This window comes from Vibrio eleionomae (genome assembly GCF_009874545.1).
In the GTDB taxonomy this organism is placed as follows: Bacteria; Pseudomonadota; Gammaproteobacteria; order Enterobacterales; family Vibrionaceae; genus Vibrio; species Vibrio nitrifigilis.
In genome coordinates, this window is sequence record NZ_WEKT01000049.1 from 15,155 (window position 1) to 40,879 (window position 25,725).

Genomic DNA, 25,725 nt, shown 5'->3' on the forward strand with positions numbered 1-25,725 from the left:
GCGCCTCTCGTTAAGAAAATCATGTAAGCCTATACGATGCTATGCAAGCAACATTGCTTGTAACTCATCAAGAGAACGTACTTCAAAATGAGCATTGATGCCTTCAGGGGCAGGCTCACCATTCACATTGAGCCAACAGGTTTCAACGCCAATGTTTAATCCACCTAAAATATCTGAATGAGGGTTATCCCCTACCATCAGCACTCGCTGCTTTTCAGGATTACCCATTTTATCTAACGCATGAGCAAAAATACGAGCATCAGGCTTTGCTACACCCACCTCTTCAGAAATAATCACATGTTCAAAATGAGGAGTGAGGCCAGTTCGTTCTAAACGAATCGATTGTAAATCAGAGAAACCGTTGGTGATAATGCCTAACTTCACTTTACCATGCAGCGCGTCTAGTAAGCTTTGCGCACCAGGCAATAAACTGCAAATATCTGCCATCGCCGTCATATAAGAGCGGTTTAACTCCTCAGGTGTCGTATCAAGCTGTGTTGCCCATTCAACAAAACGCGTACGCTTTAATTGATCCGCGGTAATATCGCCATTTTGGTACGATACCCAAAGCGGTTGATTCACTTTTTGATACGCTTGATAAGCCTCGTCAGTCAAGTCCATCCCTTTTCGTTCAAGCATCAGGGTTAATCCACGACGACCATCAAAATGAAAGAGTGTCTCGTCTGCGTCAAAAAGTATCCAATCGTACTGCATGTTTCCTCCTCAATGTTTCCCTGCTAGTTTATACTGTTTCCAACAAACACTTAACCCATTGGTTAAGAAACTTTTTGTTTCCAAAACATCAACAATTTTACTGGGACACACACAGCAAGACTTTATCTTTCCTAACTAACTGGACACACATACCAGTATGTGGGACACACAGGGTTAAAGTGAGATAAATTTCACATCCAATAGAGGTATTCATGTTCAACAACTTTCCATCTATCCCCATATTTGTCGCCGTTGTTGAATGTGGAAGTTTCTCGCGTGCGGCCGAAAAACTAAATCTAACCAAATCCGCAGTAAGTAAGCGTATCAATCACTTAGAAGATGAGTTAGGCATAAGATTAATTCAAAGAACGACTCGCCACATTAGTTTGACGGAAGCTGGCGAACGATATTATGAACATGTTTCCAAAGCGCTTAACTTTGCTCAGCAAGGCGTTGATGCCGTCGCTGAACTACAAGGAGAGCCCAGAGGTAAGCTAAGGATTACAGCCCCGATGTCGTTTGGTGTACGTCACGTAGCGCCATTCATCACCGAGTTTTTAGCACAATATCCGCATATTGAATTGGATCTGCAACTAGAAGATCGCATGGTAGACATGGTTGCTGAAGGATACGATTTAGCTATCCGGATCGGTCATTTAGCCGATTCAAATTTGATTGCTAAAAGATTAACAGATTGCCACAGCGTACTGTGCGCATCACCCGAATATCTGAAAAATCATAAAGTTCCCGAACAACCTTCTGATTTAATGGAACACAACTGCATAAAGTACACATATTTTAGAGGTGGTAACGACTGGACTTTTCTGCGTGAGCAACAAGAATTTAAAGTATTACCGAAAGGGAATATGACGGTCAATAATAGTGAAGCGATCCGGCGTACACTGCTATCAGGCCTCGGTATTGGCCAACTTCCCACTTTTATCGTTGGCAAAGATATTCAAGCGGGGAAACTGGTATCGATTATGAACCACTACCATCTACCTAAACACGCGGTTTATGCCGTTTATCCGCAGCGTAAGCACTTACCACAAAAAGTCAGATTATTTGTTGATTTTATTGCTAAACAATACGGTACTCCCTCTCCATATTGGGATAATGGTGTATTTTAGCTAATCTCGAACGCAGCTAAACGCTTTCTATTTAATTGCAATTTGGCGTCATTTATTCGTGCTTTAGTTCCGATCCAATTTCTTACTTTATCTTCTAACTGAGTTGCGAGAGACAAGCATTCGCTCGGCTCCAGAGCCAGTCGTTGCAAAATGGGTGGCTCTGCATTATCGATAAACCCTTTTCCACTCACTTTTAACTGCTTACCAACCCAATCCACCAGCTCAAGGTAATCCCTTAATAGAAATGGAATTCCTCCTACCGATTTGGGTTTATTCCCGATAAAAGCAGCTAAGTTAGGTGGCGTCTTATTATTTTTTGCTAATTGTTTTAATCTCATATAAACAGAGGTATAACGTGAGTTTTCAGGTTTAGTGGCAATATTGGCGCGAATGGGGTTAAGGTCAACATATGCCATTGCGCTAATGAGCGCTTTTTCATCGAGTAGAGCTTGAGACTTGAAACGTCCTTCCCAAAAGCGCCCCGTACAGTCGTCTTCCTTATTTGCCTGCACAGCAATATGATGATTGAGCTCTTTCATAAACCAACTTAGTGAATATAGGCGCTCACGCCACGTCTTAATGATTTTGAGGCACTGTTTTCGTTCAGATTGATTCGTATTGTTATCTTCTATAAATCGATAAATTTGTAATGGCATTTTATGTAAAGAACACCATCTATCAATCACCTCACGATCACTTAGTTTAGCGGCAGACTCTTTGTTTACATGAACCACAAGATGGTAGTGATTACTCATAACCGAATAGGAGCAAATATCAATGCAATATACTGCAGCCAGCGACAACATTTTCTGTTCCACCCATGCTCTACGATGTTCATAAGATTTTCCTGACAATTGATCATACCCACAAAGGTAAGAGCGCCTGACACATCGAGATACACAATGGTAGTAAGGTGTCACCTCTGGGCAGAGTAACTTTGAACGCGCCGTTGCCATTCCAATTCCTCATCTTTTCAATAATTAAATCATGATGACAATGGGGTTATAGTCCAAACTTATACGACAAAACTTACGAGTAATTTCACAGCTAACCCAACTTTTTTAGCACTTTTAAAACGTGTGTGTCCGATAACAAAATGCCTTTAAAAGCACACGAGATTAATGTGTGTCCAATTTAGAAATGGTGTGTGTCCCATTTGAGGATTTTCTAATTTTTGGTGCGGTGCTATGTTGTTAGGTAGATGTATGTATTAACTGACTATGGAAAAGATTCAACCTCTACCCCTTTTCCTACCTAGTCTGACTGTATAAAATGCCTGATTTTTTAAAGCGTTGCCGTATAACGTTTACCAACAGACTCAGCGTTCTTATAACGTTGAGTGCTTACTAACAAACAAAAAGGAGTGAACCCATGAAAAAAGTCGCAGTAATTCTCAGTGGTTGCGGTGTATTCGATGGCGCAGAGATCCAAGAATCAGTACTAACCCTTCTTGCGATAGAGCGTAATAATGCGACTTGGCAATGTTTCGCCCCAGATGTAGAGCAAATGCATGTGATAAACCACGCGACAGGCGAAGAAATGCCAGAAAAGCGTAATGTGTTGGTCGAGTCAGCGCGAATCTGCCGTGGCAACATCAAAGACGTGGCGACATTGAAAGCAGCTGATTATGATGCGCTCGTCATTCCAGGTGGTTTTGGCGTGGCAAAGAATGTTACCGATTTTGCAGTTAAAGGTGCCGAGTGTAGCATCAACACTCATGTTGCTGGCGCGTGCCGTGCCTTTGCAAAAGCAGGCAAACCCGCTGGTTACCTGTGTATTGCCCCACACATTATTCCCATGATTTACGAAAATGGCGTTGAAGGCACAATTGGTAACGATGCAGATACTGCTGCAGCATTTAATCAACTAGGCGGTCAACACGTAAACTGCCCTGTTGATGATTTTGTCTACGATCAAGAACACCATGTTCTATCTACACCCGCTTATATGTTGGCCGAAAATGTATCCCAAGCAGCGTCCGGCATCGACAAATTGATCAACAAATTGATCTCATTAGCTTAATATTTTAGCGATTGGAAATAAGAATAATTCTCTTCTAAACCCCGTAAACACGGGGTTTACTGTTAAATTTTGTGTCTAACTTGCAACAATTGTGAAATTTAACATTACAACATTAGCACTTTATTTCTTAACAATTTAATCAAAAAACAATAATTGTCCGTTATTTAACCAGTAGAATTCATAAAACAATACATATCATAGGGGTTATTGTGTGATCCGCATCATGAACAAGAAGCAATTTTAACGTGCTTCAAGAATTCTTGCTCTAGATCAAACACCCTCAACAACATTCTGTGCAAATCTATAGCCAGATATTTTGAACATGATTATTTATTGGAGTTGACTCATGGCGAGTGCATTTTTTATTCCTACTGTAAACTTAATGGGCGCAGGCTGTCTTGTAGACGCTGCTGATGCAATTAAATCTAAAGGTTTCAAAAAAGGGTTAATCGTAAGTGACGCGATTCTTAACAAAATCGGCGTTGTAAAAGAAGTGTCTGATCTTCTAACTGAACGTGACGTTCAAACTGTTGTTTACGATGGTACTCATCCAAACCCAACAGTGACTAACGTAAACGAAGGTCTTGCAATTCTTAAAGAAAACCAATGTGATTTCGTTATCTCTCTAGGCGGTGGTTCTCCACACGACTGTGCTAAAGGTATCGCTCTTTTAGCCTCTAACGGCGGCGAAATCGCAGATTACGAAGGTGTTGACCGTTCTCCAAAAGAAATGCTTCCTCTGATTTCTATCAACACTACTGCAGGTACTGCGTCTGAAATGACTCGTTTCTGCATCATCACTGATGAAGTTCGTCACATTAAAATGGCAATCGTGGACAAACATACAACTCCACTGATTTCTGTTAACGACCCTAAACTAATGCTTGCTAAACCTGCGTCTCTAACTGCAGCAACTGGTATGGACGCATTGACTCACGCAATCGAAGCTTACGTTTCAACTGCGGCAACACCTATCACTGATGCTGTTGCTATCAAAGCAATCGAAATGATTCAAGCAAACCTACGTGAAGCAGTAGCACACGGTCAAAACCTAGAAGCACGTGAAGCAATGGCATACGCACAGTTTATGGCGGGTATGGCATTCAACAACGCTTCTCTAGGCTATGTACACGCAATGGCTCACCAACTAGGTGGTTTCTACAACCTTCCTCACGGTGTATGTAACGCAGTTCTACTTCCACACGTACAACGTTACAACGCAAGTGTTTCTGCAGACCGTCTACGTGACGTTGCTAAAGCAATGGGTGTTGACGTTGAAGGTTTGAGCGCAGAACAAGGTGCAGATGCAGCGATCAACGCTATTGTTGAATTGTCTAAAGAAATCGGCATCCCAGCAGGTCTAACTGAGCTAGGTGCTAAAGAAGAAGACGTACCTACTCTAGCAACTAACGCGCTTAAAGACGCTTGTGCTGTAACTAACCCACGTCAAGGTACTCACGAAGAAGTATGTGAAATCTTTAAATCAGCATTCTAAACACTGCTAAAAGTTAAGATTTTATCGTTAAAAAGGTGCTCTATGAGCACCTTTTTTAATAGTTCCAGAACAGTCATTACGACGTTATTATGTCAATTAAAAATAAGTCCATTTGATTTTTAGGGATTTACTTTACAACTGAAAAATAACGGTTATCATCCGACGCAAACGTTTTCCTTTTCTCTTTCCAAGAGGTTTTATGCTGTCAGATATCGACATTTGCCGCACAACACCATTATCTCCTATTGATGAAATAGCACACTCTGCTGGTTTAGAAAGCAACGAATTTCAGAGCCAAGGCCGTTATAAAGCCAAAGTGTCACTCTCTTGCTTAAATCGAATCAAAGCACACCGCAAAGGTAAATTTGTGTTGGTTACAGCTATGACACCGACTCCACTTGGTGAAGGCAAAACGGTAACCACTATTGGGCTTGCTCAAGGTATTGCTAAGTTGAACCAGTCGGTATTTGCCTGTATTCGCCAACCTTCTATGGGACCTATTTTTGGTGTGAAAGGCGGTGCTGCAGGCGGCGGTTACTCTCAGGTTGCGCCAATGGAAGAACTTAACCTCCATTTAACTGGCGATATTCATGCTGTGACCGCTGCGCACAACTTAGCGGCAGCTGCTATTGATGCTCGTATTTATCACGAGCAACGCCTTGGCTATGAGGATTTTGAAACTCGTACAGGTTTAACCGCCCTACGTATCGATCCTAAGCAAATCACCTGGAAACGTGTGATTGACCATAACGATCGAGCACTGCGCATGGTCACCATTGGTCGTAATGAAGAAGGCAAAACCATTAATGGCTACGAACGTGAAGACGGATTCGACATTTCAGCGGCTTCAGAGCTCATGGCCATTCTCGCTCTAGCTAACGATTTGCAAGACCTACGTCAACGTATCGGCCAGATTGTTGTGGCTTATAATGTGGATGGACTACCGATCACTACCGAAGATTTACAAGTGGCAGGTGCCATGACCGTCAGCATGAAAGAAGCCATTGAACCGACCTTAATGCAAACATTAGAGGGTGTTCCGACGTTGGTACATGCGGGCCCCTTTGCCAATATTGCCCATGGAAATTCATCAATTATTGCTGATGAGATTGCAACTCACTTAGCTGATTTCACAATTACGGAAGGTGGTTTTGGTTCAGATATGGGATTTGAAAAGGCCTGTAACATCAAAGCTAAAGCAGCAAATAATTCTCCGGACTGCGCCGTCATTGTAGCAACATTGCGCGGTCTAAAAGCCAACTCGGGCTTGTACGATCTTCGCCCAGGTCAAGCTATGCCTGCGGAATTATTTGAGCCGAACCAAGCAGGACTGTCTGCTGGATTTACCAACTTACAGTGGCATATCAATAACGTGAGTCAGTATGGCGTGCCAGTGGTGGTTGCTATCAACCGTTTTCCGCAAGACAGCGATGAAGAGCTCCAGCAACTAAAATTGATGATAGAAAATCTACCACAAGATGTCGAAGTTGCCATCAGCGAAGCATTTGCGAAAGGCGGTGAAGGCGCGCTTCAACTTGCACGTGCTGTCATCAAACAGTGCCAGAAAAACAGCACGTTCACTCCGTTATATCAAGCTCAAGATTCACTGGAAGACAAACTTCACGCTGTCGCAATAAAAGGGTATGGCGCAAAATCAGTAAGCTTAAGCGACAAAGCTCAACAGCAGCTCACGCAGTTAAACCAATTGGGCTTTGACAAACTTTCGGTATGTTTAGCGAAAACGCCGCTTTCAATATCGACAGATTCAGCCAAAAAAGGCGCACCAGCCAACTTTGACGTACCAATCCGTGAACTAAAACTGTGTGCAGGCGCAGGATTTATTTACGCACTGTGCGGCAACGTGATGACCATGCCAGGGTTACCTGACAAACCCGCATTTATGAACATCGATATCGACAGCGATGGGCATATCATTGGATTAAGCTAATCCAACGCTTCCGTTTCTGTTATTGAACGTAAATAATGTAGCGCAAATCTCACCAAAAATTTGTGCTACATTCTTCCCTACCACCATCCTTTAGCGCCCCACGATTGTGCACCGCACTCCCTAATTTGACGCAGTCCGTTCTACGGAGTAAATCGCCATTTCTATAATAACAAGCCAATCTATTTAACCTTATGATTTGTAATGACTAAATTTTATATTTCTCATGTCTCATTGTGGGGATGATTTTTGCATGTTTATTACATCAGAACACATTACTAACAACGATAGTCTAGGTTTATAGAAGCGCAGAAAGTAAAGGTGTATTTCTTAAGCTTCAGCAGTGAACAATGTTTGGTGATCTTCCTAATCGAACATGCTCACGCAATTCAATGATAACAACACCGAATTTGAGAGGGATTTATGAGTTCGGATTACCGCTACCAATTAGGCAGTAAAACCTTCCACTTTGCTTCTTTGAAAGAAGTAATGGCCAAAGCGTCACCATTACGTTCAGGTGACCAGTTGGCGGGAGTGTGCGCGACATCTGCAGAAGAGCGAGTAGTGGCACAAATGGTATTAGCCGATTTACCGCTAAAAACATTTCTTAATGATGTTGTTATTCCCTATGAAAAAGACGAAATCACACGGCTTATTATTGATGAGCACGATAGCACGGCTTTTACTGAAATAGCACATCTTACCGTGGGGGATTTTCGCAACTGGTTACTGCAAGAATCCACTACTCACGTCGAGCTAAAACGCGTGTGTCCAGGGATTACCCCTGAAATGGCGGCAGCTGTCAGTAAAATTATGCGCAACCAAGATCTGATCTTGGTCGCTAAAAAATGCCAAGTCACCAGTGCATTCCGTAACACAATTGGTTTACCGGGCCATATGTCCACTCGCCTACAACCGAATCACCCTACTGATGATATGAGTGGTATCGCAGCATCTATCTTCGATGGGTTAATGTACGGTAATGGCGATGCCGTCATTGGTATTAATCCCGCGACCGATAGTGTCAGCCAAGCTATAAAATTGATGCATTTAATGGATGAAGTGATTCAACACTACTCTATTCCAACCCAGTCTTGTGTGTTAACTCACGTCACCAACACAATTGAATGCATTGAGAAAGGGGCTCCCGTTGATTTGGTGTTCCAATCCATCGGAGGCACAGAAGGGACAAACCAAGGGTTTGGTGTGAACATCGATGTACTGCAGCAAGCCTACGATGCCGCAAATAGTTTGCAACGCGGAACCGTCGGTAACAATTTCATGTATTTTGAAACTGGCCAAGGCAGTGCTCTTTCTTCCAATGCCAACCACGATGTTGATCAACAGACCTGTGAAGCTCGTGCCTATGCATTGGCTCGCAAATTCAATCCTCTATTGGTAAATACTGTCGTAGGATTTATTGGTCCAGAATACTTGTTTGATGGCAAACAGATCATTCGTGCCGGTCTTGAAGATCACTTCTGTGGTAAGTTACTTGGTCTGCCTATGGGCTGTGATATTTGTTACACCAATCATGCTTATGCCGACCAAAATGATATGGATAACCTGCTTACTCTGCTAGGTGTCGCTGAATGTAACTTTATTATGGGCATCCCTGGTTCAGACGACATTATGCTGAACTACCAAACAACCTCATTCCACGATGCGTTGTATGCCAGACAAGTACTGGGACTCAAACCAGCCCCAGAATTTGAGGCTTGGTTACGACAAATGGGCATCTTTAGCCAAGATGGCTTAACACAATTAAGTGATCGTTTACCAGATGCCTTTAAACAGCCATTGCGTTTGATTCAGGAGGCAATCTAATGAACAAGCCCGCTGAATTAGAATTGGTTCATCAAGACCCATGGGATAAATTGCGTCAGTTCACTCAGGCTCGCATTGGAATTGGCCGAGTTGGTACAAGTATTCCAACCGATGAATTATTGCGTTTCCAACTCTCCCATGCTCAAGCCATTGATGCTGTGCATGTTCCTCTTGATGAGGAGCAGTTAGTCGAAAGTTTGGCAGAGAAAGAAAACTTACGCGCTTATTTACCGGCATTTCATGTACACAGTGAAGCAAGTGACAGGGTAACCTATCTGCAACGTCCAGATCTCGGACGTAAATTGAATGCCGATGGTATCGCGTTGCTGAAAACACATAGTGACCAGCACCCAAGTCCGTATGATTTAGCTATCGTCATTGCAGATGGACTCTCCTCTTATGCGATTGCAAACCATGCGGCGCCATTTTTATCTGCACTGATTGAGCAATTACAAACAAGTTCCGAGCAACCATGGAATATTGCCCCACTGGTTATCGCTCAGCAAGGCCGTGTTGCCTTAGGTGATGATGTGTGTGAAGCCATTAATGCCAATGAAGTGCTTATTTTAGTTGGAGAACGCCCAGGACTCAGTTCTCCAGACAGTTTGGGCCTGTATTTGACGTGGAATGCACACCGAGGCATTGAAGAATCACTGCGTAACTGTATTTCGAATGTACGCCCAGAGGGTCTATGCTATGAAGCCGCAGCACATAAATGCTGCTATCTATTGTCAGAATCTCGCCGTCGACATGTGACAGGAATTACGTTGAAAGACCGTTCCGATGACAACACGTTAGAGCATCATTCTGGACAACAGTTTTCTCTCGTTTCTCCGTCCAAAAATTGAAACGACAGAAACAAAAAGCGCCTTCCTTACGGTTGGCGCTTTTTTCTTGTCTGCTATTTAATGCTAAGCCTTATTCGCTCGCTTTTCCTTGATCGAGGAGACTTAACGTAACCCGCTCAAAAACTCCGAGCGAGTTGCTGGGTTCGATTTGAAAATACCACCCAATGCTGTTGTGGTCGTTTCGCTGGTTGCATCCATCACACCACGTGATTTCACGCAGTAGTGAGTCGCATCGATAGTGACTGCCACGTCTTCTGATTCAAGTAATGTTTGCAGAGCGACTAAGATCTGCTGCGTCATACGCTCTTGCACTTGCGGACGCTGGGCAAAGAAACGCACAATACGGTTAATCTTAGATAGGCCAATAATTTTTCCACGTGGAATATACGCCACTGCCGCTTTCCCGTCGATAGTGACGAGATGGTGTTCACAAGTACTGGTTACCGTAATGTCTTTAACACGTACCATCTCACTGACATTCATCTTGTTTTCAATGACAGTAATTTTAGGAAAACTGTGGTAATCCAGCCCGGAAAAGATTTCATCAACATACATTTTGGCAATGCGATGCGGGGTTTCTTCAAGGCTATCATCAGTCAAATCGAGTCCGAGGACATTGAGAATTTCACGCATGTGATACTCAATTTTTTCTTTTTTCTCATCACGACCAAATTCATTCGGCGTCATCGGAGTTTCAAGACCACGACTTGCAAGCGCTTCTTTTACTAACTTTGCTGAATCGCTCAGACCAGACATTACATTACCTCTTAACACGTTACCCCTTGGGATGGCTGACAAGGATACTCGGATTTTTTTATAATTACACCCATATTTTATAACAGGTCTTTCATATTCACTCTTATTGATCCGCTTTTTTCTATGGTAAAGTGCACAGCACAAGAATAACACCATAGGATTTTATCATGGGATGTTGTGACGCTCCGGGCCTAATGCCTATCGAAACAGCGCTTGAGACAATGTTATCTCGCGTCTCGCCTGTTCAAACAACGCTTGAATTACCCCTGCCAGAAGCTCTCGGCTTCGTACTTGCTGATGATATTCGTTCCCCGATCAATGTGCCTCCGTTTGCTAACTCAGCAATGGATGGTTATGCCGTTCGACTTGCTGAACTTAACCTCGGGCAACCATTACCCATTTGTGGTAAATCATTTGCCGGTCACCCTTTTAAAGGAGATTGGGAAGCAATGAGTTGTATACGGATTATGACCGGCGCAGAAGTACCGCTCGGTTGTGATGCGATCATTATACAAGAACAAGCTCAAGTGACAGAACAAGGTGTATTATTCACTGTAAAGAACGTCAAAGAGAACCAAAATATACGTCCAACTGGCGATGATATCTGCCAAGGAGATATTGCTCTTGCTAAAGGTACTCGTCTTAGCGCTCGTGATATTCCCATGATTGCCACCCTTGGTATTGGCCAAGTGACCGTTTTACGCAAACCCAAAGTGGCATTTTTCTCAACAGGCGATGAGTTAAAATCTTTAGGCGAAGCGTTGGAAGATGGCCAAATATACGATAGCAACCGCTACGGTGTTAAAGCCCTGATTGAAAAATTTGGTTGTGAAGCGATCGATTTAGGGATCATTCCTGATAGCCCGGACAAACTCAAAGCCACTTTCGAAGAAGCACAATCTCTGGCTGATGTAGTGATTACATCTGGCGGTGTAAGTGTTGGTGAAGCCGACTACACCAAAGATATTCTTGAAGAGATGGGCGAAATTGGTTTTTGGAAATTGGCCATTAAACCAGGTAAGCCTTTTGCGTTCGGTCGTCTTCCAAATGCTTGGTTCTGTGGATTGCCCGGCAACCCAGTATCGGCCTTCATTACATGCTACGCTCTCGTGCAACCTCTGCTCGCCAAATTAGCTGGACACACACAGTGGCAACCAGAGCCATCAATCCCCGCCGTAACCCAATCGCCTTTTAAAAAAGCACCTGGCCGCACCGATTTCCAACGCGGTATTTATCGCATCGAAAATGGTCAGTTTGTAGTTGAGAGTACTGGCAACCAAAGTTCTGGGGCATTTCGCTCGATGAGTTTAGCAAACTGTTTTGTCGTGTTAGAACAAGAACGTGGTCGAGTTGAAGCCGGAGAAACGGTTCAAATTCAACTTTTTAATTCAAGTATGTATTAAGGAATCATCATGGACATTCTCAGTGATGAGGAGATGCTCCGCTACAATCGACAAATCATCCTCAAACAATTCGATTTCGAGGGACAAGAGGCACTTAAGCAGAGCTCTGTACTCATTATTGGTGCAGGTGGTCTTGGGTGTGCAAGCAGCCAATACTTAGCTGCGGCAGGTGTACATAAAATCACTCTGGTCGACTTTGATACGGTGGAACATTCCAACTTACAACGTCAAGTACTTCACCATGACTGCGATATTGGCCGATTTAAAGTTGAATCAGCAGCAGCAGCGCTGCAAGAAATCAATCCACACCTCGAGATTCAGGCCATTCCAAGACAGCTTGAAGACAATGAACTAGCCAGCCTCATCCATCAACACTCAGTGGTTCTTGATGGCAGTGATAATGTCAGCACCCGTAATCAACTCAATCGTCTGTGCTATGCAAGTAAAATACCTCTCATTTCCGGTGCCGCTATTTGTATGGAAGGTCAAGTGAGTGTCTTTACTTATCAGGATGAGGACGAGCCTTGTTACCAATGCCTAAGTGGTTTATTCGGTGAGAACGCGTTGACTTGTGTTGAGGCCGGCATTATGGCGCCCGTGGTCGGAATAATTGGCGCAGTGCAAGCCATGGAAGCCATTAAAGTCATTGCCAATGTTGGCAAGCCACTAACAGGCAAGATATTGATGTTGGATGCGATGTCGATGTCTTGGCGTGAAATGAAACTGATGAAATTACCGAATTGCCCAGTGTGCCAGCCGTAATTTCCTCTAAGCTATACTCCTAAGGTGGCGCGACTGCCACCTGCCCAATTTCAGAAACATAAGCAAAGGATCGTGTAATGAAGTCTCCACTTATTTCAGTTGCTTGGCTGAAAGAGCACCTTTTTGATGCCAATGTCGTCGTATTAGATGCCAGCATCGAATTTCAAATTCCCGGTGAAGTTACAAAAGATACACTCAACGTGATTGCGGGTGCACGTCGTTTCGACTATGACAATGATTTTTGTGACAAAAACGCCTCCCTACCCCACATGATGCCATCAGAGCAACGGTTTAATATCCTTGCTCAAGATCTTGGTATTCACCAAACTTCAACGATTGTGGTTTACGACAACAGCGGCAACTTTGCTTCTCCACGCGCATGGTGGATGTTCCGAGCAATGGGGCATGAAAACGTGTTTGTTTTAGATGGCGGCCTTACCGAATGGAAAAACCAAGGTGGTGAAGTCACCCAGCAGTATGAGCCCGTTTCGACACAAGGTAATTTCCGCGGCCGCCTTCAACCAAACTACTTCGTAAGTTCTGAATACGTGTTAAAGCAAATTGACGATAACAATAGCCAAACCGTTGATGCCCGTGGGTCTAATCGTTTTTGCGGCGCAGTCGACGAGCCTCGTGCTGGATTAAGAAGCGGTCATATTCCAAAGGCCGTGAATTTACCGTTCACAACATTAATGAATGAGCATCGCCTCAAACCCGCCGAAGAACTAAAACCTATCGTGGAAGCCATCATTCCCAAAGGCAAAGGTGAATATATCTTTAGTTGTGGTTCTGGTGTGACAGCGTGTATCGTTCTTCTTGCGGCGACCGTTTGTGGCTACACCAATCTAGCGGTTTACGATGGTTCTTGGACCGAATGGGGTCAACGCGCAGATCTACCATTAGAAAAGTCGTAAAGCGCAATCCGTATCGCTATAAAACACAAAAGCACCGCGAGGTGCTTTTTGTTATTCAGTTGGTTGGTATCACTTTCGTATACAGCTCTTCTTTCATTCGACTAGATGCACACTATCCATCTGTTCAGCTAAGTTAAGCACCGTTAGAGCATTACTCACACTCGTCGCAACCACATCAATCGCACCAGTGCGTAACGCCCCTAACAAAGCCAGTGGTTTACTGTTCTCCGCAGCAATCGCAATCACTTCCGAAATGGGACGAAATTCTTGAATACTCATACCAATCACGCGATCGCTCATCACTGTTTTGGCAATATGTCCCTGAACATCAAAAAAATCATGCCCTGCAAAATCACCGACGACGCCCTGACGCAAACGCGACTGAACCACTTCATGTGGAGTAAACCATCCTAAGTCCACCATGTAACTGTTCTCGCTCATATCCCCAATTCCTACCAGAGCCATATCCGCTTTACGTGCAAGATCTAACGTTTGTTTGACCGTTTCATTTTGCATGAACACCATTTTCTGCTCTAAATTTTCTGCATAAGCGGGCGCATAGAGCGTTTCTGATGTGCCACCGTATTTTTTGGCTAACTGACGACAAATATGATCGGCATTATAAGTACTCCCTCTCGGGTGAATCCCACCGATACCGCAAACAAAAGTACAATCGCGCGGAGAAATCACCCCAACATGATGCGCAACAGCTGAGACATTGCGCCCTTGTCCGACTGTCACCACCATGCCATTTTTGAGGGTTTGCGCGAGATGATTCGAGACAAGCCCAGCAACTTGCTGACGCTGCAATTCTTCAGTGGGTTGGTCAAGAGCAATTAACGCTCGTTTAACGCCAAATCTTTCTATCAGGCGCTGCTCGATTTTAGCGCTAAATACTGGGTGATATTTCACAGTGATCTCAACGATCCCTTCATCACGAGCCTGTTTTAACAAGCGCCCGACTTTGGCACGTGAAATCGAAAACTTCTTGGAAATTTCTTCTTGCGTTGCCCCATCTTGATAATAGGCAACCGAAATTTCAGTGAGCAAATCACTCTCATCAACAGAAATTTCAGGTTTCGACGTATTCATGGCTCTCTCTCATTTCGGTGACAATCACAGCATCGACGACAAAATCATCGCTAAATGCCTGAACAAATGTCTCTTTAGGCGACAAATGTTACCGGATTATTGTGTCTGAACATTTGCTCTTAAGCAATACATTTTCTCAGATCATAAATTCTTAGTAAATTTCGTGAATTTGTTAACAAAACGAAATATTCTCTAGCAGTTGATTAGCATAGCCTCAGAGAAATATAAATTAGGTGACGAATGTCTTCATATTGAATAAAAGCTGATTGACTTTCAGTATCGATAAGTTAATTATGGAGGCATCATTTACTCAGCACACGATCATATGTTCATGAACATCTGTTATCGGGTGATACAAGAGTGCAGCCAGTGACGTACTACAATGTCATTGACGCGTAACGAATAACGAACATGCTTGCAAATGCCCAGTTTTAACAACTGTGACTGCCTAGCCCAACGACAAAGGACGAAAGAAATGAGCAACAAATTAGAGCAACTTCGTAAATTGACTACTGTTGTCGCTGATACTGGTGAATTAGATGCGATCAAAAAATACAAACCAGAAGACGCAACAACTAACCCATCTTTGATTCTTAAAGCCGCTCAAATCGCTGAATACGCACCTCTGATCGAACGTTCGATCGAAGAAGCAAAAAAACTGAGTGATAACAAAGCTCAACAGCTTGAAGATACTTGCGATAACCTAGCAGTTAACATTGGTAAAGAAATCCTTAAAACGATTCCTGGCCGTATTTCTACTGAAGTTGATGCACGTTTGTCTTACAACACAGAAGCAAGCGTAGAAAAAGCACGTAAACTGATTAAGCTATACAATGATGCTGGCATCACTAATGACCGCATCCTAATCAAACTAGCGTCAACTTGGGAAGGTATCCGCGCAGCTGAAATCCTAGAAAAAGAAGGTATCAACTGTAACCTAACGCTTCTATTCTCATTCGCTCAAGCTCGTGCTTGTGCTGAAGCTGGCGTATTCCTAATTTCACCATTCGTTGGCCGTATCATGGACTGGTACAAAGCAAAAGAAGGTCGTTCTTTTGAACCTGCAGAAGACCCAGGTGTACTGTCTGTGACTAAGATCTACAACTACTACAAAGAGCATGGCTACAATACGGTAGTAATGGGCGCAAGCTTCCGTAACACTGGCGAAATTCTAGAACTTGCTGGTTGTGACCGTCTAACTATTAGCCCTCAACTTCTTCAAGAACTAGAAGAAGCAGAAGGCGCAATTGAAGCTAAATTGGTTGACTCTAAAGGGTCTGCAGCACGCCCAGCAGCAATGACTCACTCAGAATTCCTATGGGATCACAACCAAGATCCAATGGCAGTTGAAAAACTGGCTGAAGGTATTCGCAACTTCGCTATCGACCAAGGTAAATTGGAAGCGATGATCGAAGCAAAACTGTAATGATACAGTGCAAAGCGAGGTGAGCGCCTCGCTTTGTTTTTATGTGCACTAGGAACTTGCCGTGACAGTGCATAGCGATGACAAAACAAGTCAACCATCCAATTTCTGACGAGCGGCAAGCCATCATTGTCTGCTCTGACCTACAACTTAAATCGAGACATAAATGATGAATCGTAAACAACTTGCAAATGCTATACGTGCCCTAAGCATGGACGGTGTACAAAAAGCAAATTCTGGCCACCCGGGTGCTCCTATGGGTATGGCTGACATCGCTGAAGTTCTTTGGCGTGATCACTTAAATCACAACCCACAAAACCCACATTGGGCAGACCGCGACCGCTTTGTACTGTCAAACGGCCATGGTTCAATGCTGATTTATTCTTTGCTGCACCTTACTGGTTACGAACTCTCTATTGACGATCTGAAAAACTTCCGTCAACTGCATTCAAAAACACCTGGCCACCCAGAATATGGCTATGCACCAGGTATTGAAACGACAACAGGCCCTCTAGGCCAAGGTATCACCAATGCTGTGGGTATGGCGATTGCTGAAAAAGCACTAGCAGCACAATTCAACCAAGAAGGTCACGACATCGTTGATCACCACACCTACGCATTCATGGGTGACGGTTGTATGATGGAAGGTATCTCTCACGAAGCTTGTTCTCTAGCCGGTACTCTTGGCCTAGGCAAACTGATCGCTTTCTGGGATGACAACGGCATTTCTATCGATGGTGATGTGGAAGGCTGGTTCGCTGATGACACTCCAAAACGTTTTGAAGCATACGGCTGGCAAGTCATTCCAGCAGTCGACGGTCATGATGCTGCAGCAATTAATAAAGCAATTGAAGAAGCAAAAGCCGACACTACTCGCCCTACTCTCATTTGTTGCAAAACCATCATCGGTTTTGGTTCTCCAAACAAATCAGGTTCTCACGATTGCCACGGCGCACCACTAGGCGCGGACGAAATCAAAGCAACACGCGAATTCCTTGGTTGGGAATACGGTCCTTTTGAAATCCCTACTGAAATTTACGCAGAATGGGATGCGAAAGAAGCGGGTAAAGCCAAAGAATCTGCATGGGATGAAAAATTTGCAGCATACGCAGAAGCTTATCCAGAACTAGCCGCAGAATTCAAACGCCGCGTCGCTGGCGAACTTCCAGCAAACTGGGAAGAAACAGCCAATGAGGTTATCGCTAATCTGCAAGCGAATCCCTCTAAAATCGCTTCACGCAAAGCATCACAAAATGCTTTGGAAGCTTTCGGCAAATTACTGCCTGAGTTTATGGGCGGCTCTGCTGACTTGGCGCCATCTAACTTAACCATGTGGTCTGGCTCTAAGTCACTGACTCCAGAAGATGCATCAGGTAACTACATTCACTACGGTGTGCGTGAATTTGGTATGACAGCGATCATCAACGGTATCGCCCTTCACGGTGGTTTTGTTCCTTACGGTGCAACCTTCCTCATGTTCATGGAATACGCTCGTAACGCAATGCGCATGGCTGCATTGATGAAAATTCAAAACATCCAAGTGTACACTCACGACTCTATCGGTTTGGGCGAAGATGGTCCAACTCACCAACCAGTAGAGCAAGTTGCTACACTGCGTCTTGTACCGAACATGAGCACATGGCGCCCATGTGACCAAGTCGAGTCTGCGGTTGCTTGGAAACTAGCAATTGAACGTAAAGATGCACCTACTTCGCTGATCTTCTCTCGTCAAGGTCTTGCACAACAAGAACGTAGTGCAGAGCAAGTTGCTGACATTGCTAAAGGTGGTTACATTCTTAAAGATTGTGCTGGTCAACCAGATGTCATCTTCATTGCAACAGGTTCTGAAGTCGAGCTTGCTGTAAATGCAGCAGCAGAACTTGAGAAAGAAGGCAAAGCAGCGCGCGTCGTATCTATGCCGTCAACAGATACTTTCGACAAACAAGATGCAGCGTACCGCGAAGCTGTTCTTCCTGCAGCAGTCACAGCTCGTGTTGCTGTAGAAGCAGGCATCGCTGACTACTGGTACAAATACGTAGGTCTGAATGGTCGTATCGTGGGTATGACAACATTTGGTGAATCTGCGCCAGCAGAACAATTGTTTGAACAATTCGGCTTCACTGTTGAAAACGTTGTCGCAAAAGCAAAAGAAATTCTTTAATCTTCTTCTTCCTTGGTATTAAACGCAAAAAGCCAATCGAAAGATTGGCTTTTTATTGAATTCAAAGAATTAATCGTAAAATTCATACGCGCCTTCGATGGCGTGAATTAGACCAACGATTAACGTATTGTAAGGGGTTGGCACACCATATTGTTTCGCTTGCTCAACGATCGCCCCATTGATTGCGTCAATTTCCATTTTTACGCGCTTTTTGCGATCTTGATACATCGAAGAATAACCATCTCCCGCAGTAACACATACAGATTTCACCATTTCTAGCGCTTCACGGCGGTCAAAATAGGTACCATCAGCTTCAGCCACTTCAATGGCTTCGTATACTAACCGTTTCGCAAAATCCCACGCATAGTCGTTTTTTATCATGTAGCCGATAGGTGTTTCGGTGATGGCAGTAAATGCATTTACCGACAAATTAACCAACAGTTTGCTCCAGATAATACGCTGAATATCATCAGCCACATCCACTTCAAAGCCTGTCTCACTGAGTAATTGACTTGCCATCTCTAGCACAGCATCAGCTTCATGGTTACTGCCAATATTCGTCACACCACTCGCAGGATGTTTAACCAACCCTTCACCTAAGTTAACCGCATTGTGTTTACTCGTACCAATGATCACATTTTCTTTATTCACATATTGAGCAATTTTTCGATCATTCCCTGCACCATTCTGTAGAGTCATGACAACAGTATTGGGCGTAAATAGATCTCGGTTTTGCTCTAATGCCATTTCGGTATACGTTGATTTAACAAAAACGATGACCAAATCCACTTGTTCCTTGCATTCGCCAGATACATAGGCGCGTACATTCGAAAATGTGTCGACTTGTCCAGAACTCTCTTCTAAACGAATGCCTTGCTCATTGATCGCATTAACCTGCGGCGCATAAGCATCAATCATAATGACATCATGTTGACGGCTAATATAAGCACCGTATAAACATCCCATTGCACCCGCACCAATTACAGCCACTTTCATACTTTTATCCTCATGAACACGTCCTTGTTCCACTCTGTGTTGGAGTACCAGACAATACGACTAATATGCCATGAGTATACAAACTGTAACTGTAAACGAACAAACTTGAAAAGTTTCGTTTAACGAAACAATTTTCAGATATATTCTAGTTTTAATAGATATATACCGGCTATTTTGCTACATTTCTCTGTCCATTGATTAGGGAGAACAAAAATTCATTAATATGTACCGTAGTACGAACCTAATATTGCAGTTATGTAGCAAAAGTCACGAGAAAGGAATTGATCCCCTAAGTTTGTGAGCCCAAAAAGGAAGCTTCATCAAAATGGACGAACCATTTAACATTAATCAACATGTGGGACAAAGAATACGCGCCCACCGAAAAATGCGTAATCTGACCATTCAACAATTAGCCGACCATATTCATAAAAGCCGTGCGACTGTCTCGAAATACGAAACCGGCGAGATTTCACTCGATATGGTCACACTGTTTAAGGTCGCGACCGCACTGCAAATCGCCCCGAACCAATTGATCGATTACCACCCAGAAGACACGCAAGTAACCACTGCCACATCAAGCGATATGCTCACCTTTCATAACGCACGTAAGCTCTATTTCTACTTCTATGATGGCAGGTATAAACGCCTCAAAGATGGTGTGATTGAAATTTCTCCGCATAAGGAAGGCAACCAACAAAAAGCCACACTCACCATAAGTGTGGTTACCCCAAACGGTCGCAACAGCGAAATATATTATGTCGGCACCGTTATTTATAGTGATCGACTAATCCGCTTTTCTTTCATCAACCAATATAACCGGCTTGAAGAATCGCTCCTCTATATATTCACGCCACTGGAATTACGCGATAGTACCTATGGTTTACTGTGCGGGATTTCCTCCGCTGACATGCGACCTTGCGCCATCAAATCACTGGTTACATTAACTCCACAAACCTATTCGGACGATCTCAAATCTCAACTACTTCTTACCAAGCAAGAGCTCAAAGAATCCAGCAAGCTCAATATGCTGGTTGTCGATAACCTACTGTAACTTCGTCTAAAATAACCCTATATAACTTGGACACACACCATAAAGGTATGGTGTGTGTCCTCTTTAACAGCTCTGTTTAACCGCTTTACCTTAGCGTGTGTGTCCCGCTTAGAAAGTTGGGAATTTGGTATTGTCTCAGGTACAATCCGCGCGGTTTGAAAATGACAGAGTGCCATAATGTGATGAAATTGAGCCCGCGTTTAACGCAATTAATAGATATGGTTGAACACCATTACGATCATATTTGGGATTGCTGTTGTGATCATGGTTTTTTGGGCGAAGCCTTACTAGAACACCAAGCGCACAGCACAATACATTTTGTCGATATCGTACCAGAGCTCATCGAGCAACTGGAGCAGCGTTTATCAATCTCACCCCACATGCCACAGCGTTGGAATGCACATTGCCTAGACGTATCAAGGTTGCCTTTAGACCAACATTCGGGCAAGCATTTGGTTATTATTGCCGGTGTTGGCGGTGAGCTGACTGCCGAGTTTATCCAGACGTTGCAAGCCAAGTTTGCTCACTTAGCCGTGGATTTTTTACTTTGTCCGGTTCACCATCACTTCACACTACGCCAAGCACTAATTAAGCAAAACATGCACTGTATCGATGAAGTATTAGTCGAAGATAATCGCCGTTTTTATGAATTGTTATTAGTCAGCAGTGATAAAACAACATTTGACCAAGTGACCCCAGTCGGCGCAAAACTGTGGCAATCGGCATGCCCAGTTCATTCACAAGTGATTGAGCGCTATTGGCATAAAACGATGCGCCATTATCAACGCATTGCGCAAGGATCGCCTGAAAAAGCAGGCCCCATTCTCGAAGCTTATCTGAGCGTTAAACCATTTTAAATCGATAAAAAAGCGCAATATAGCGCTTTTTTCATTCGTAACTGACTGGTTAATCCTTCCAGTAATACATACTGGCTTGTTTACCTAATATATTGAGTTGATAGTACTTATCGCACGCACGTTGTGCCACGCCGTAACACACGTGCAACGGCAATAAATGCTCCTCACGAGGTTGACAGAAACGAGCTCCTGGCGCTTTCGTCCATTGCGCAAATCGCTCAGTACGCTCTGCTTCGCTTAAGGATGTATCTGAACACGTTTCCACCAGCCACGCTTCAAAACCTTCATTTAGAGCTCGAATTTCATCATTTTGTGGCGCAAAAAAGGCGCGCATATTATGAAATGAGAAACCAGACCCAATCACTAACAGATTGTCGTAATCCAGTTCACTCAACGCTGCGCCGATATCTAGGTGATGCACAGGATCTAAGTTATTCGCTAGCGAAAGCTGAATACAAGGGATATCAGCATCGGGATACATCAACATTAAGGGTACAAATAGCCCATGATCGTAGCCACGATTTACATCCAATTTGGCATTGATACCCGACAGCTGCAGGTGATTATAGACTTTTTCAGCTAATTGAGGTTCACCCGGTGCAGGGTAAGTGATGTGGTAAGTTTGTTCCGGGAATCCGTAATAATCGTAAATCATACCAGGATTAGGCGCAGCGGTAATCGTTGGGACACTTTCTTCCCAGTGTGCACTAACCACTATAATCGCATCTGGCTTAGGAATACTTTTAGCGATAGCAGTAAGATGATCCACCATCTCTTGGTGGCCTTCATCACCAAGCAGAGGCATCGGGCCACCACCATGAGAGAGGTAAAGTATTTGGCGTGATTTAGACATAACAAGTTTCCATATTCAATAAGGAACCACTGTTCCTTTCTATTGCTTATGCTACCCCTAGAGTATGGAGAGAAACAACTGCTATAACGCTCAAAATATTAGACGTTATTGTTCTAAAAACAAGACTTTACTCAGTTTTTACCGTCAAAACAGCAGAAAACAATACGCACTAATAACGCCCTTCATTGCACTAAATAGTGACATTCTAAACCGTTATAAAGCAAATCCTTATCTTCAACCCTTTGTAATAAAGGGAGAATGCATAGCCACACATATTGGCACGCATTCTGTTTCAGTCTATTGGTATCATCAACAGGAGTGACTTATGGCGACAATGGAACTGCCTCTCACCTACTCAGTGAGAACGAAATGGACTCAACTCATCCTTGGACTTATATGTATGGCGTCAATTTCAAGTCCACAATATGTTTGGACATTACTAACCAAGCCTCTAGCGGAAAAACTTGGCGTGGATTTACCAGAGCTGCAAGTGACTTTTTCCTTACTGATCATACTCCAAACCTTTTTTTCTCCATTCCAAGGCCGCTTAATCGATAAATTTGGCCCGCGGGTATTAATATCTATAGGAACGGTTCTTTCCGGTTTCAGTTGGATTTTAACCTCCCATGTACACAGTTTATCGATGCTCTATCTCATTTATGGCTGCGTCGGGGGATTAGGAACAGGTATCGTTTATATTGGCGTTGTCGGTTTGATGGTTCGCTGGTTTCCATCTCAACGGGGATTCGCCACCGGCATGGTTGCAGCAGGGTACGGAATGGGGGCAATTGTTACGACTTTTCCAATATCGATTAGCCTCGAAGAGCAAGGGCTCAACACGACCTTGTGGATGTTTGGTGGAATCTTTGCTCTTATTGGTTTTATTGCCAGCCAAGGATTAAGAGTCCCCAAACGAAGTGACCAATATTTAAATGAGAAAACATCCTTACCTTATCAAGAAGGACATCAATACCTACCGCGCGAAATGCTTCGTCAACCTCTGTTCTGGTTAATGTTTTGTATGATGGCCATTATGTCGACTTCAGGCCTAATGGTAGTATCACAAATGGCGAGCTTTGCCAGTGATTTTGGTATAACAGGCATTACGGTGTTAGGAATGGCGGCTTTACCACTCGCAATGACGATTGACCGTTTTACTAACGGTTTAACAAGGCCACTTTTTGGTTATATATCCGATCGCATTGGCCGAGAAAACACCATGTTTATTGCGTTTGCTTTAGAGGGCTGTGCGATGACGCTCTGGTTATTGAGCCGAGATAATGCACTACTGTTTGTACTTCTGTCTGGCGTTGTTTTCTTTGGCTGGGGTGAAATATTCTCTCTTTTTCCATCAACCCTAACAGATACGTTCGGCACGCGTTACGCCACAGCAAACTACGGATGGTTATACACAGCGCAGGGCGTTGGCTCATTTCTCGGCGGACCACTGGCTGCGTGGGTCTATCAACAGACTGGCGGATGGACCATTGTCTTTTCCATGGCAATCGGTGCCGATTTTTTAGTTGCGTTTTTAGCGCTCGCGATATTAAAACCCTGGCGAGCGAAATTCCTAACGGCTCGCCGTTGATCTACCCCAATGACCTCAAGACGCTCTGAAATAGTATCTTGAGGTTACTTGGGTACAAAGGTGCCCTCAGGCACCTTTACTTCATGCGACCATATGGTTATTAGAACCAAGTTTCCATTTGTACGGCAAACACTGTCTCATTATTTTCACCCATTGCACAATCCACACCATTGATGGAATATGAATCTTCAAATTTATCGCTCCAGTTAATATAACTCACCGCAAAACGAATTTGTGGGCGGTCAAAGAAACCAGCGATATTAGAGATTTTAAATGTTGGTGCAATTGTCGCTTTATAAACATTACCAGTCATATGTTTGGATGTATTATCCAAATCTAAATATTGGTAAGTACCTTCATAGGCAATTTCAAAGTTGGGATTAAATTCCTGTGCTAAACGAACGTTAAATACCGCCCATTTATACTCATCGCCTTTTAAATAACGATCTTTGGTCCATTCCGTTAATAGCGATGGAGCAATACGCCAGTTATCGGTCATTTGTGTTGCGCCCACAGTATAAAAACGCACAGAGTTCGCATCTTTTAACAAATGATTATCTTGGCCAATGTTTTTGGTTTCGGCCCCCATCGCATGACCATACATCATCCCTGTTCGCGACCAACCATCTTTAACACCATAAAAGGTATCGGCTTTATAACCAATCATGGTGTGTACACCATATTGAGCAACATCACCTCGGTCAACAGCACTATCAAGTGACGCACGCTGGTCGTTTTTATTCGCTGCAATAGCGTTAAACATCACTTCCCAGTGATTATCAATCAAGTTATTCCAAGTAAATGTATACCCTTCTAAGTCGTAGCTCGTACCACTATCTGCATCAAACTGGTTACCGATAACCGAGAAGTTGGACGTCCAGTTGTCACCCATTTTGACATCGTAAATCCCAGCACCGGTACCGGTTAGGAAAATAACGTGAGTATCAATAAAGTCGATATCAAAGTTTTCTCTGTCGTAACGTTTACCCGCCCACAAAGTTGAGCCTGAGAACGTATCATTGCCCTTAAACGCTGCAATATCTGACATTTCCAAATAGAGCTGGCGCACGTTCAAACTACTTGTATCAGCGCTCACCCAGTCAGTTTCTGTTTCATCACCAGCAGATAACATCACTTGATACATAGATTTTGTGCCATCTTCCGCTTGCTGATTATGCGTTAAGCGAGAATCGACATAATTATCATCTTCTAAACCTAGTCGGCCAAAATAAGCGCCAAGACCAGATGCTATCGACATTTGTGGGCCAATCGTATTACTTCTTCCTCCGTGAGCACCTTGGAAATTTTGGTTAATGTTTAAGCCTGCACGCGCATATCCATGAAACTCAAAGCTCGATGCCTCATCTTTTGCATCTTGAGCTGTCTGCTCAGTTTGTTCAACTTTCTGCTGGGTCGCTTTCAGTTGCGCTTCTAATTCGCTAACACGTTGTTCAAGTGTTTGAGTTGGGGCAGCAATGGCACTTTGTAGAGGGGATAACGCACAGGCTATTGATAGCGCCAATAAGGCGTTGTTTCTTTTCATCGTGATTCTCCAGAGGTATCAATGAAAACCCACGGTTTTGCGCACTATTCATTACCAGCAGTCAACATCAGACAGAACTAAACGTAGGGAAAAATTGGCCGAACTGAATTCAACAACGTCACTGCTATTGGATAGAATAAGTTCAAAACTTAGGATTCTATTTTTGCTTTATTATATTCCTATGGTATCTTTATATAATTAAACAATCACCACAAATAAATTGGAACATGGGTTTGATCACGTTAAAAAGCGTTATCCATTTTAAAAATACAACACAAAACTCAAATTTCATATTACTTAACTTTTCATAGGCTTAATGGAATGAATTAAGCATGAATACTAATT

The 25,725-nt window shown here is 43.5% G+C and carries 21 protein-coding genes; 14 read left to right on the forward strand and 7 right to left on the reverse strand.

The window, feature by feature from the left end:
- Positions 1 to 39 precede the first annotated feature (39 nt).
- Positions 40 to 714: a pyrimidine 5'-nucleotidase gene (gene yjjG, locus F9817_RS18905; RefSeq protein ID WP_161157724.1), complete on the reverse strand. Its 675-nt coding sequence runs from the start codon at positions 712 to 714 to the stop codon at positions 40 to 42.
- Between the two features lie 212 nt (positions 715 to 926).
- Between yjjG and F9817_RS18910 the strand changes: the two genes are divergently transcribed.
- Positions 927 to 1,844: a LysR family transcriptional regulator gene (locus F9817_RS18910; RefSeq protein WP_161157725.1), complete on the forward strand. Its 918-nt coding sequence runs from the start codon at positions 927 to 929 to the stop codon at positions 1,842 to 1,844.
- Here F9817_RS18910 and F9817_RS18915 read toward each other — a convergent pair.
- Positions 1,841 to 2,800 (reverse strand): transposase, encoded by a 960-nt coding sequence (locus F9817_RS18915; RefSeq protein ID WP_161157726.1) that lies wholly within the window; start codon positions 2,798 to 2,800, stop codon positions 1,841 to 1,843. The two genes, F9817_RS18910 and F9817_RS18915, sit on opposite strands and share 4 nt — an antisense overlap.
- 415 nt (positions 2,801 to 3,215) lie before the next feature.
- On the opposite strand from F9817_RS18915, the gene elbB reads away from it, so the two are divergent.
- From elbB to eutC, 5 genes are all read left to right on the forward strand, one after another.
- Positions 3,216 to 3,866 (forward strand): isoprenoid biosynthesis glyoxalase ElbB, encoded by a 651-nt coding sequence (elbB, locus tag F9817_RS18920; RefSeq protein WP_161157727.1) that lies wholly within the window; start codon positions 3,216 to 3,218, stop codon positions 3,864 to 3,866.
- Positions 3,867 to 4,212: 346 nt separating this feature from the next.
- On the forward strand, positions 4,213 to 5,361 hold the full coding sequence (gene yiaY, locus F9817_RS18925; protein WP_161157728.1) for an L-threonine dehydrogenase: 1,149 nt from the start codon (positions 4,213 to 4,215) through the stop codon (positions 5,359 to 5,361).
- Between the two features lie 199 nt (positions 5,362 to 5,560).
- Positions 5,561 to 7,309, forward strand: a complete 1,749-nt coding sequence (locus F9817_RS18930) for a formate--tetrahydrofolate ligase (protein ID WP_161157729.1) — start codon at positions 5,561 to 5,563, stop codon at positions 7,307 to 7,309.
- 420 nt (positions 7,310 to 7,729) lie between these two features.
- Complete coding sequence (locus F9817_RS18935; protein WP_161157730.1) at positions 7,730 to 9,133, forward strand: ethanolamine ammonia-lyase subunit EutB; 1,404 nt, start codon at positions 7,730 to 7,732, stop codon at positions 9,131 to 9,133.
- Positions 9,133 to 9,981 (forward strand): ethanolamine ammonia-lyase subunit EutC, encoded by an 849-nt coding sequence (gene eutC, locus F9817_RS18940; protein WP_161157731.1) that lies wholly within the window; start codon positions 9,133 to 9,135, stop codon positions 9,979 to 9,981. The genes F9817_RS18935 and eutC overlap by 1 nt, the downstream gene beginning before the upstream one ends.
- A 102-nt stretch (positions 9,982 to 10,083) precedes the next feature.
- Here eutC and folE read toward each other — a convergent pair whose 3' ends face one another.
- A complete protein-coding gene (folE, locus tag F9817_RS18945) occupies positions 10,084 to 10,737 on the reverse strand; it encodes a GTP cyclohydrolase I FolE (RefSeq protein WP_161157732.1) in 654 nt (217 codons plus the stop codon).
- Positions 10,738 to 10,904: 167 nt separating this feature from the next.
- Here folE and moeA point away from each other — a divergent pair, with 167 nt between their 5' ends.
- The 3 genes from moeA (at position 10,905) to F9817_RS18960 (ending at position 13,816) form a co-directional block, all read left to right on the forward strand.
- Positions 10,905 to 12,140 (forward strand): molybdopterin molybdotransferase MoeA, encoded by a 1,236-nt coding sequence (gene moeA, locus F9817_RS18950; RefSeq protein ID WP_161157733.1) that lies wholly within the window; start codon positions 10,905 to 10,907, stop codon positions 12,138 to 12,140.
- Positions 12,141 to 12,149: 9 nt separating this feature from the next.
- Complete coding sequence (moeB, locus tag F9817_RS18955; RefSeq protein ID WP_161157734.1) at positions 12,150 to 12,902, forward strand: molybdopterin-synthase adenylyltransferase MoeB; 753 nt, start codon at positions 12,150 to 12,152, stop codon at positions 12,900 to 12,902.
- 77 nt (positions 12,903 to 12,979) lie between these two features.
- Positions 12,980 to 13,816, forward strand: a complete 837-nt coding sequence (locus tag F9817_RS18960; RefSeq protein ID WP_161157735.1) for a sulfurtransferase — start codon at positions 12,980 to 12,982, stop codon at positions 13,814 to 13,816.
- Positions 13,817 to 13,909: 93 nt separating this feature from the next.
- Here F9817_RS18960 and F9817_RS18965 read toward each other — a convergent pair whose 3' ends face one another.
- Positions 13,910 to 14,908, reverse strand: a complete 999-nt coding sequence (locus tag F9817_RS18965) for a sugar-binding transcriptional regulator (protein WP_161157736.1) — start codon at positions 14,906 to 14,908, stop codon at positions 13,910 to 13,912.
- 475 nt (positions 14,909 to 15,383) lie between these two features.
- Between F9817_RS18965 and tal the strand changes: the two genes are divergently transcribed.
- Both tal and tkt read left to right on the forward strand, forming a co-directional pair.
- Entirely contained in the window at positions 15,384 to 16,334 is a 951-nt protein-coding gene (tal, locus tag F9817_RS18970) for a transaldolase (protein ID WP_161157737.1), read from the forward strand.
- Positions 16,335 to 16,497: 163 nt separating this feature from the next.
- Positions 16,498 to 18,492, forward strand: a complete 1,995-nt coding sequence (gene tkt / locus F9817_RS18975) for a transketolase (protein WP_161157738.1) — start codon at positions 16,498 to 16,500, stop codon at positions 18,490 to 18,492.
- Between the two features lie 69 nt (positions 18,493 to 18,561).
- On the opposite strand, the gene F9817_RS18980 is transcribed toward tkt, so the two are convergent.
- Complete coding sequence (locus F9817_RS18980) at positions 18,562 to 19,488, reverse strand: ketopantoate reductase family protein (protein WP_161157739.1); 927 nt, start codon at positions 19,486 to 19,488, stop codon at positions 18,562 to 18,564.
- Between the two features lie 325 nt (positions 19,489 to 19,813).
- On the opposite strand from F9817_RS18980, the gene F9817_RS18985 reads away from it, so the two are divergent.
- Positions 19,814 to 20,539, forward strand: coding sequence for a helix-turn-helix domain-containing protein (locus F9817_RS18985; protein ID WP_161157740.1), 726 nt, complete (start codon positions 19,814 to 19,816; stop codon positions 20,537 to 20,539).
- Positions 20,540 to 20,721: 182 nt separating this feature from the next.
- Entirely contained in the window at positions 20,722 to 21,396 is a 675-nt protein-coding gene (locus F9817_RS18990) for a tRNA (adenine(22)-N(1))-methyltransferase (protein ID WP_161157745.1), read from the forward strand.
- Between the two features lie 49 nt (positions 21,397 to 21,445).
- Here F9817_RS18990 and F9817_RS18995 read toward each other — a convergent pair whose 3' ends face one another.
- Positions 21,446 to 22,249 (reverse strand): DODA-type extradiol aromatic ring-opening family dioxygenase, encoded by an 804-nt coding sequence (locus F9817_RS18995; protein WP_161157741.1) that lies wholly within the window; start codon positions 22,247 to 22,249, stop codon positions 21,446 to 21,448.
- A gap of 325 nt (positions 22,250 to 22,574) precedes the next feature.
- Here F9817_RS18995 and oxlT point away from each other — a divergent pair, with 325 nt between their 5' ends.
- Complete coding sequence (gene oxlT, locus F9817_RS19000; RefSeq protein WP_161157742.1) at positions 22,575 to 23,837, forward strand: oxalate/formate MFS antiporter; 1,263 nt, start codon at positions 22,575 to 22,577, stop codon at positions 23,835 to 23,837.
- A gap of 100 nt (positions 23,838 to 23,937) precedes the next feature.
- On the opposite strand, the gene F9817_RS19005 is transcribed toward oxlT, so the two are convergent.
- Positions 23,938 to 25,380: a carbohydrate porin gene (locus F9817_RS19005; protein ID WP_161157743.1), complete on the reverse strand. Its 1,443-nt coding sequence runs from the start codon at positions 25,378 to 25,380 to the stop codon at positions 23,938 to 23,940.
- Positions 25,381 to 25,725: the final 345 nt, after the last annotated feature.

What these genes read in the sequence shown, in the direction of transcription:
- moeA (WP_161157733.1), top strand. Translation starts at nt 10,905, where the DNA reads ATGGGATGTTGTGACGCTCCGGGCCTAATGCCTATCGAAACAGCGCTT.
- F9817_RS18980 (WP_161157739.1), bottom strand. Translation starts at nt 19,488, where the DNA reads ATGAAAGTGGCTGTAATTGGTGCGGGTGCAATGGGATGTTTATACGGT.
- yjjG (WP_161157724.1), bottom strand. Translation starts at nt 714, where the DNA reads ATGCAGTACGATTGGATACTTTTTGACGCAGACGAGACACTCTTTCAT.
- F9817_RS18990 (WP_161157745.1), top strand. Translation starts at nt 20,722, where the DNA reads ATGAAATTGAGCCCGCGTTTAACGCAATTAATAGATATGGTTGAACAC.
- F9817_RS18995 (WP_161157741.1), bottom strand. Translation starts at nt 22,249, where the DNA reads ATGTCTAAATCACGCCAAATACTTTACCTCTCTCATGGTGGTGGCCCG.
- yiaY (WP_161157728.1), top strand. Translation starts at nt 4,213, where the DNA reads ATGGCGAGTGCATTTTTTATTCCTACTGTAAACTTAATGGGCGCAGGC.
- F9817_RS18915 (WP_161157726.1), bottom strand. Translation starts at nt 2,800, where the DNA reads ATGGCAACGGCGCGTTCAAAGTTACTCTGCCCAGAGGTGACACCTTAC.
- folE (WP_161157732.1), bottom strand. Translation starts at nt 10,737, where the DNA reads ATGTCTGGTCTGAGCGATTCAGCAAAGTTAGTAAAAGAAGCGCTTGCA.
- F9817_RS18935 (WP_161157730.1), top strand. Translation starts at nt 7,730, where the DNA reads ATGAGTTCGGATTACCGCTACCAATTAGGCAGTAAAACCTTCCACTTT.
- tkt (WP_161157738.1), top strand. Translation starts at nt 16,498, where the DNA reads ATGATGAATCGTAAACAACTTGCAAATGCTATACGTGCCCTAAGCATG.
- tal (WP_161157737.1), top strand. Translation starts at nt 15,384, where the DNA reads ATGAGCAACAAATTAGAGCAACTTCGTAAATTGACTACTGTTGTCGCT.
- F9817_RS18965 (WP_161157736.1), bottom strand. Translation starts at nt 14,908, where the DNA reads ATGAATACGTCGAAACCTGAAATTTCTGTTGATGAGAGTGATTTGCTC.
- elbB (WP_161157727.1), top strand. Translation starts at nt 3,216, where the DNA reads ATGAAAAAAGTCGCAGTAATTCTCAGTGGTTGCGGTGTATTCGATGGC.
- oxlT (WP_161157742.1), top strand. Translation starts at nt 22,575, where the DNA reads ATGGCGACAATGGAACTGCCTCTCACCTACTCAGTGAGAACGAAATGG.
- F9817_RS18910 (WP_161157725.1), top strand. Translation starts at nt 927, where the DNA reads ATGTTCAACAACTTTCCATCTATCCCCATATTTGTCGCCGTTGTTGAA.
- F9817_RS18930 (WP_161157729.1), top strand. Translation starts at nt 5,561, where the DNA reads ATGCTGTCAGATATCGACATTTGCCGCACAACACCATTATCTCCTATT.
- moeB (WP_161157734.1), top strand. Translation starts at nt 12,150, where the DNA reads ATGGACATTCTCAGTGATGAGGAGATGCTCCGCTACAATCGACAAATC.
- F9817_RS18960 (WP_161157735.1), top strand. Translation starts at nt 12,980, where the DNA reads ATGAAGTCTCCACTTATTTCAGTTGCTTGGCTGAAAGAGCACCTTTTT.
- eutC (WP_161157731.1), top strand. Translation starts at nt 9,133, where the DNA reads ATGAACAAGCCCGCTGAATTAGAATTGGTTCATCAAGACCCATGGGAT.
- F9817_RS19005 (WP_161157743.1), bottom strand. Translation starts at nt 25,380, where the DNA reads ATGAAAAGAAACAACGCCTTATTGGCGCTATCAATAGCCTGTGCGTTA.
- F9817_RS18985 (WP_161157740.1), top strand. Translation starts at nt 19,814, where the DNA reads ATGGACGAACCATTTAACATTAATCAACATGTGGGACAAAGAATACGC.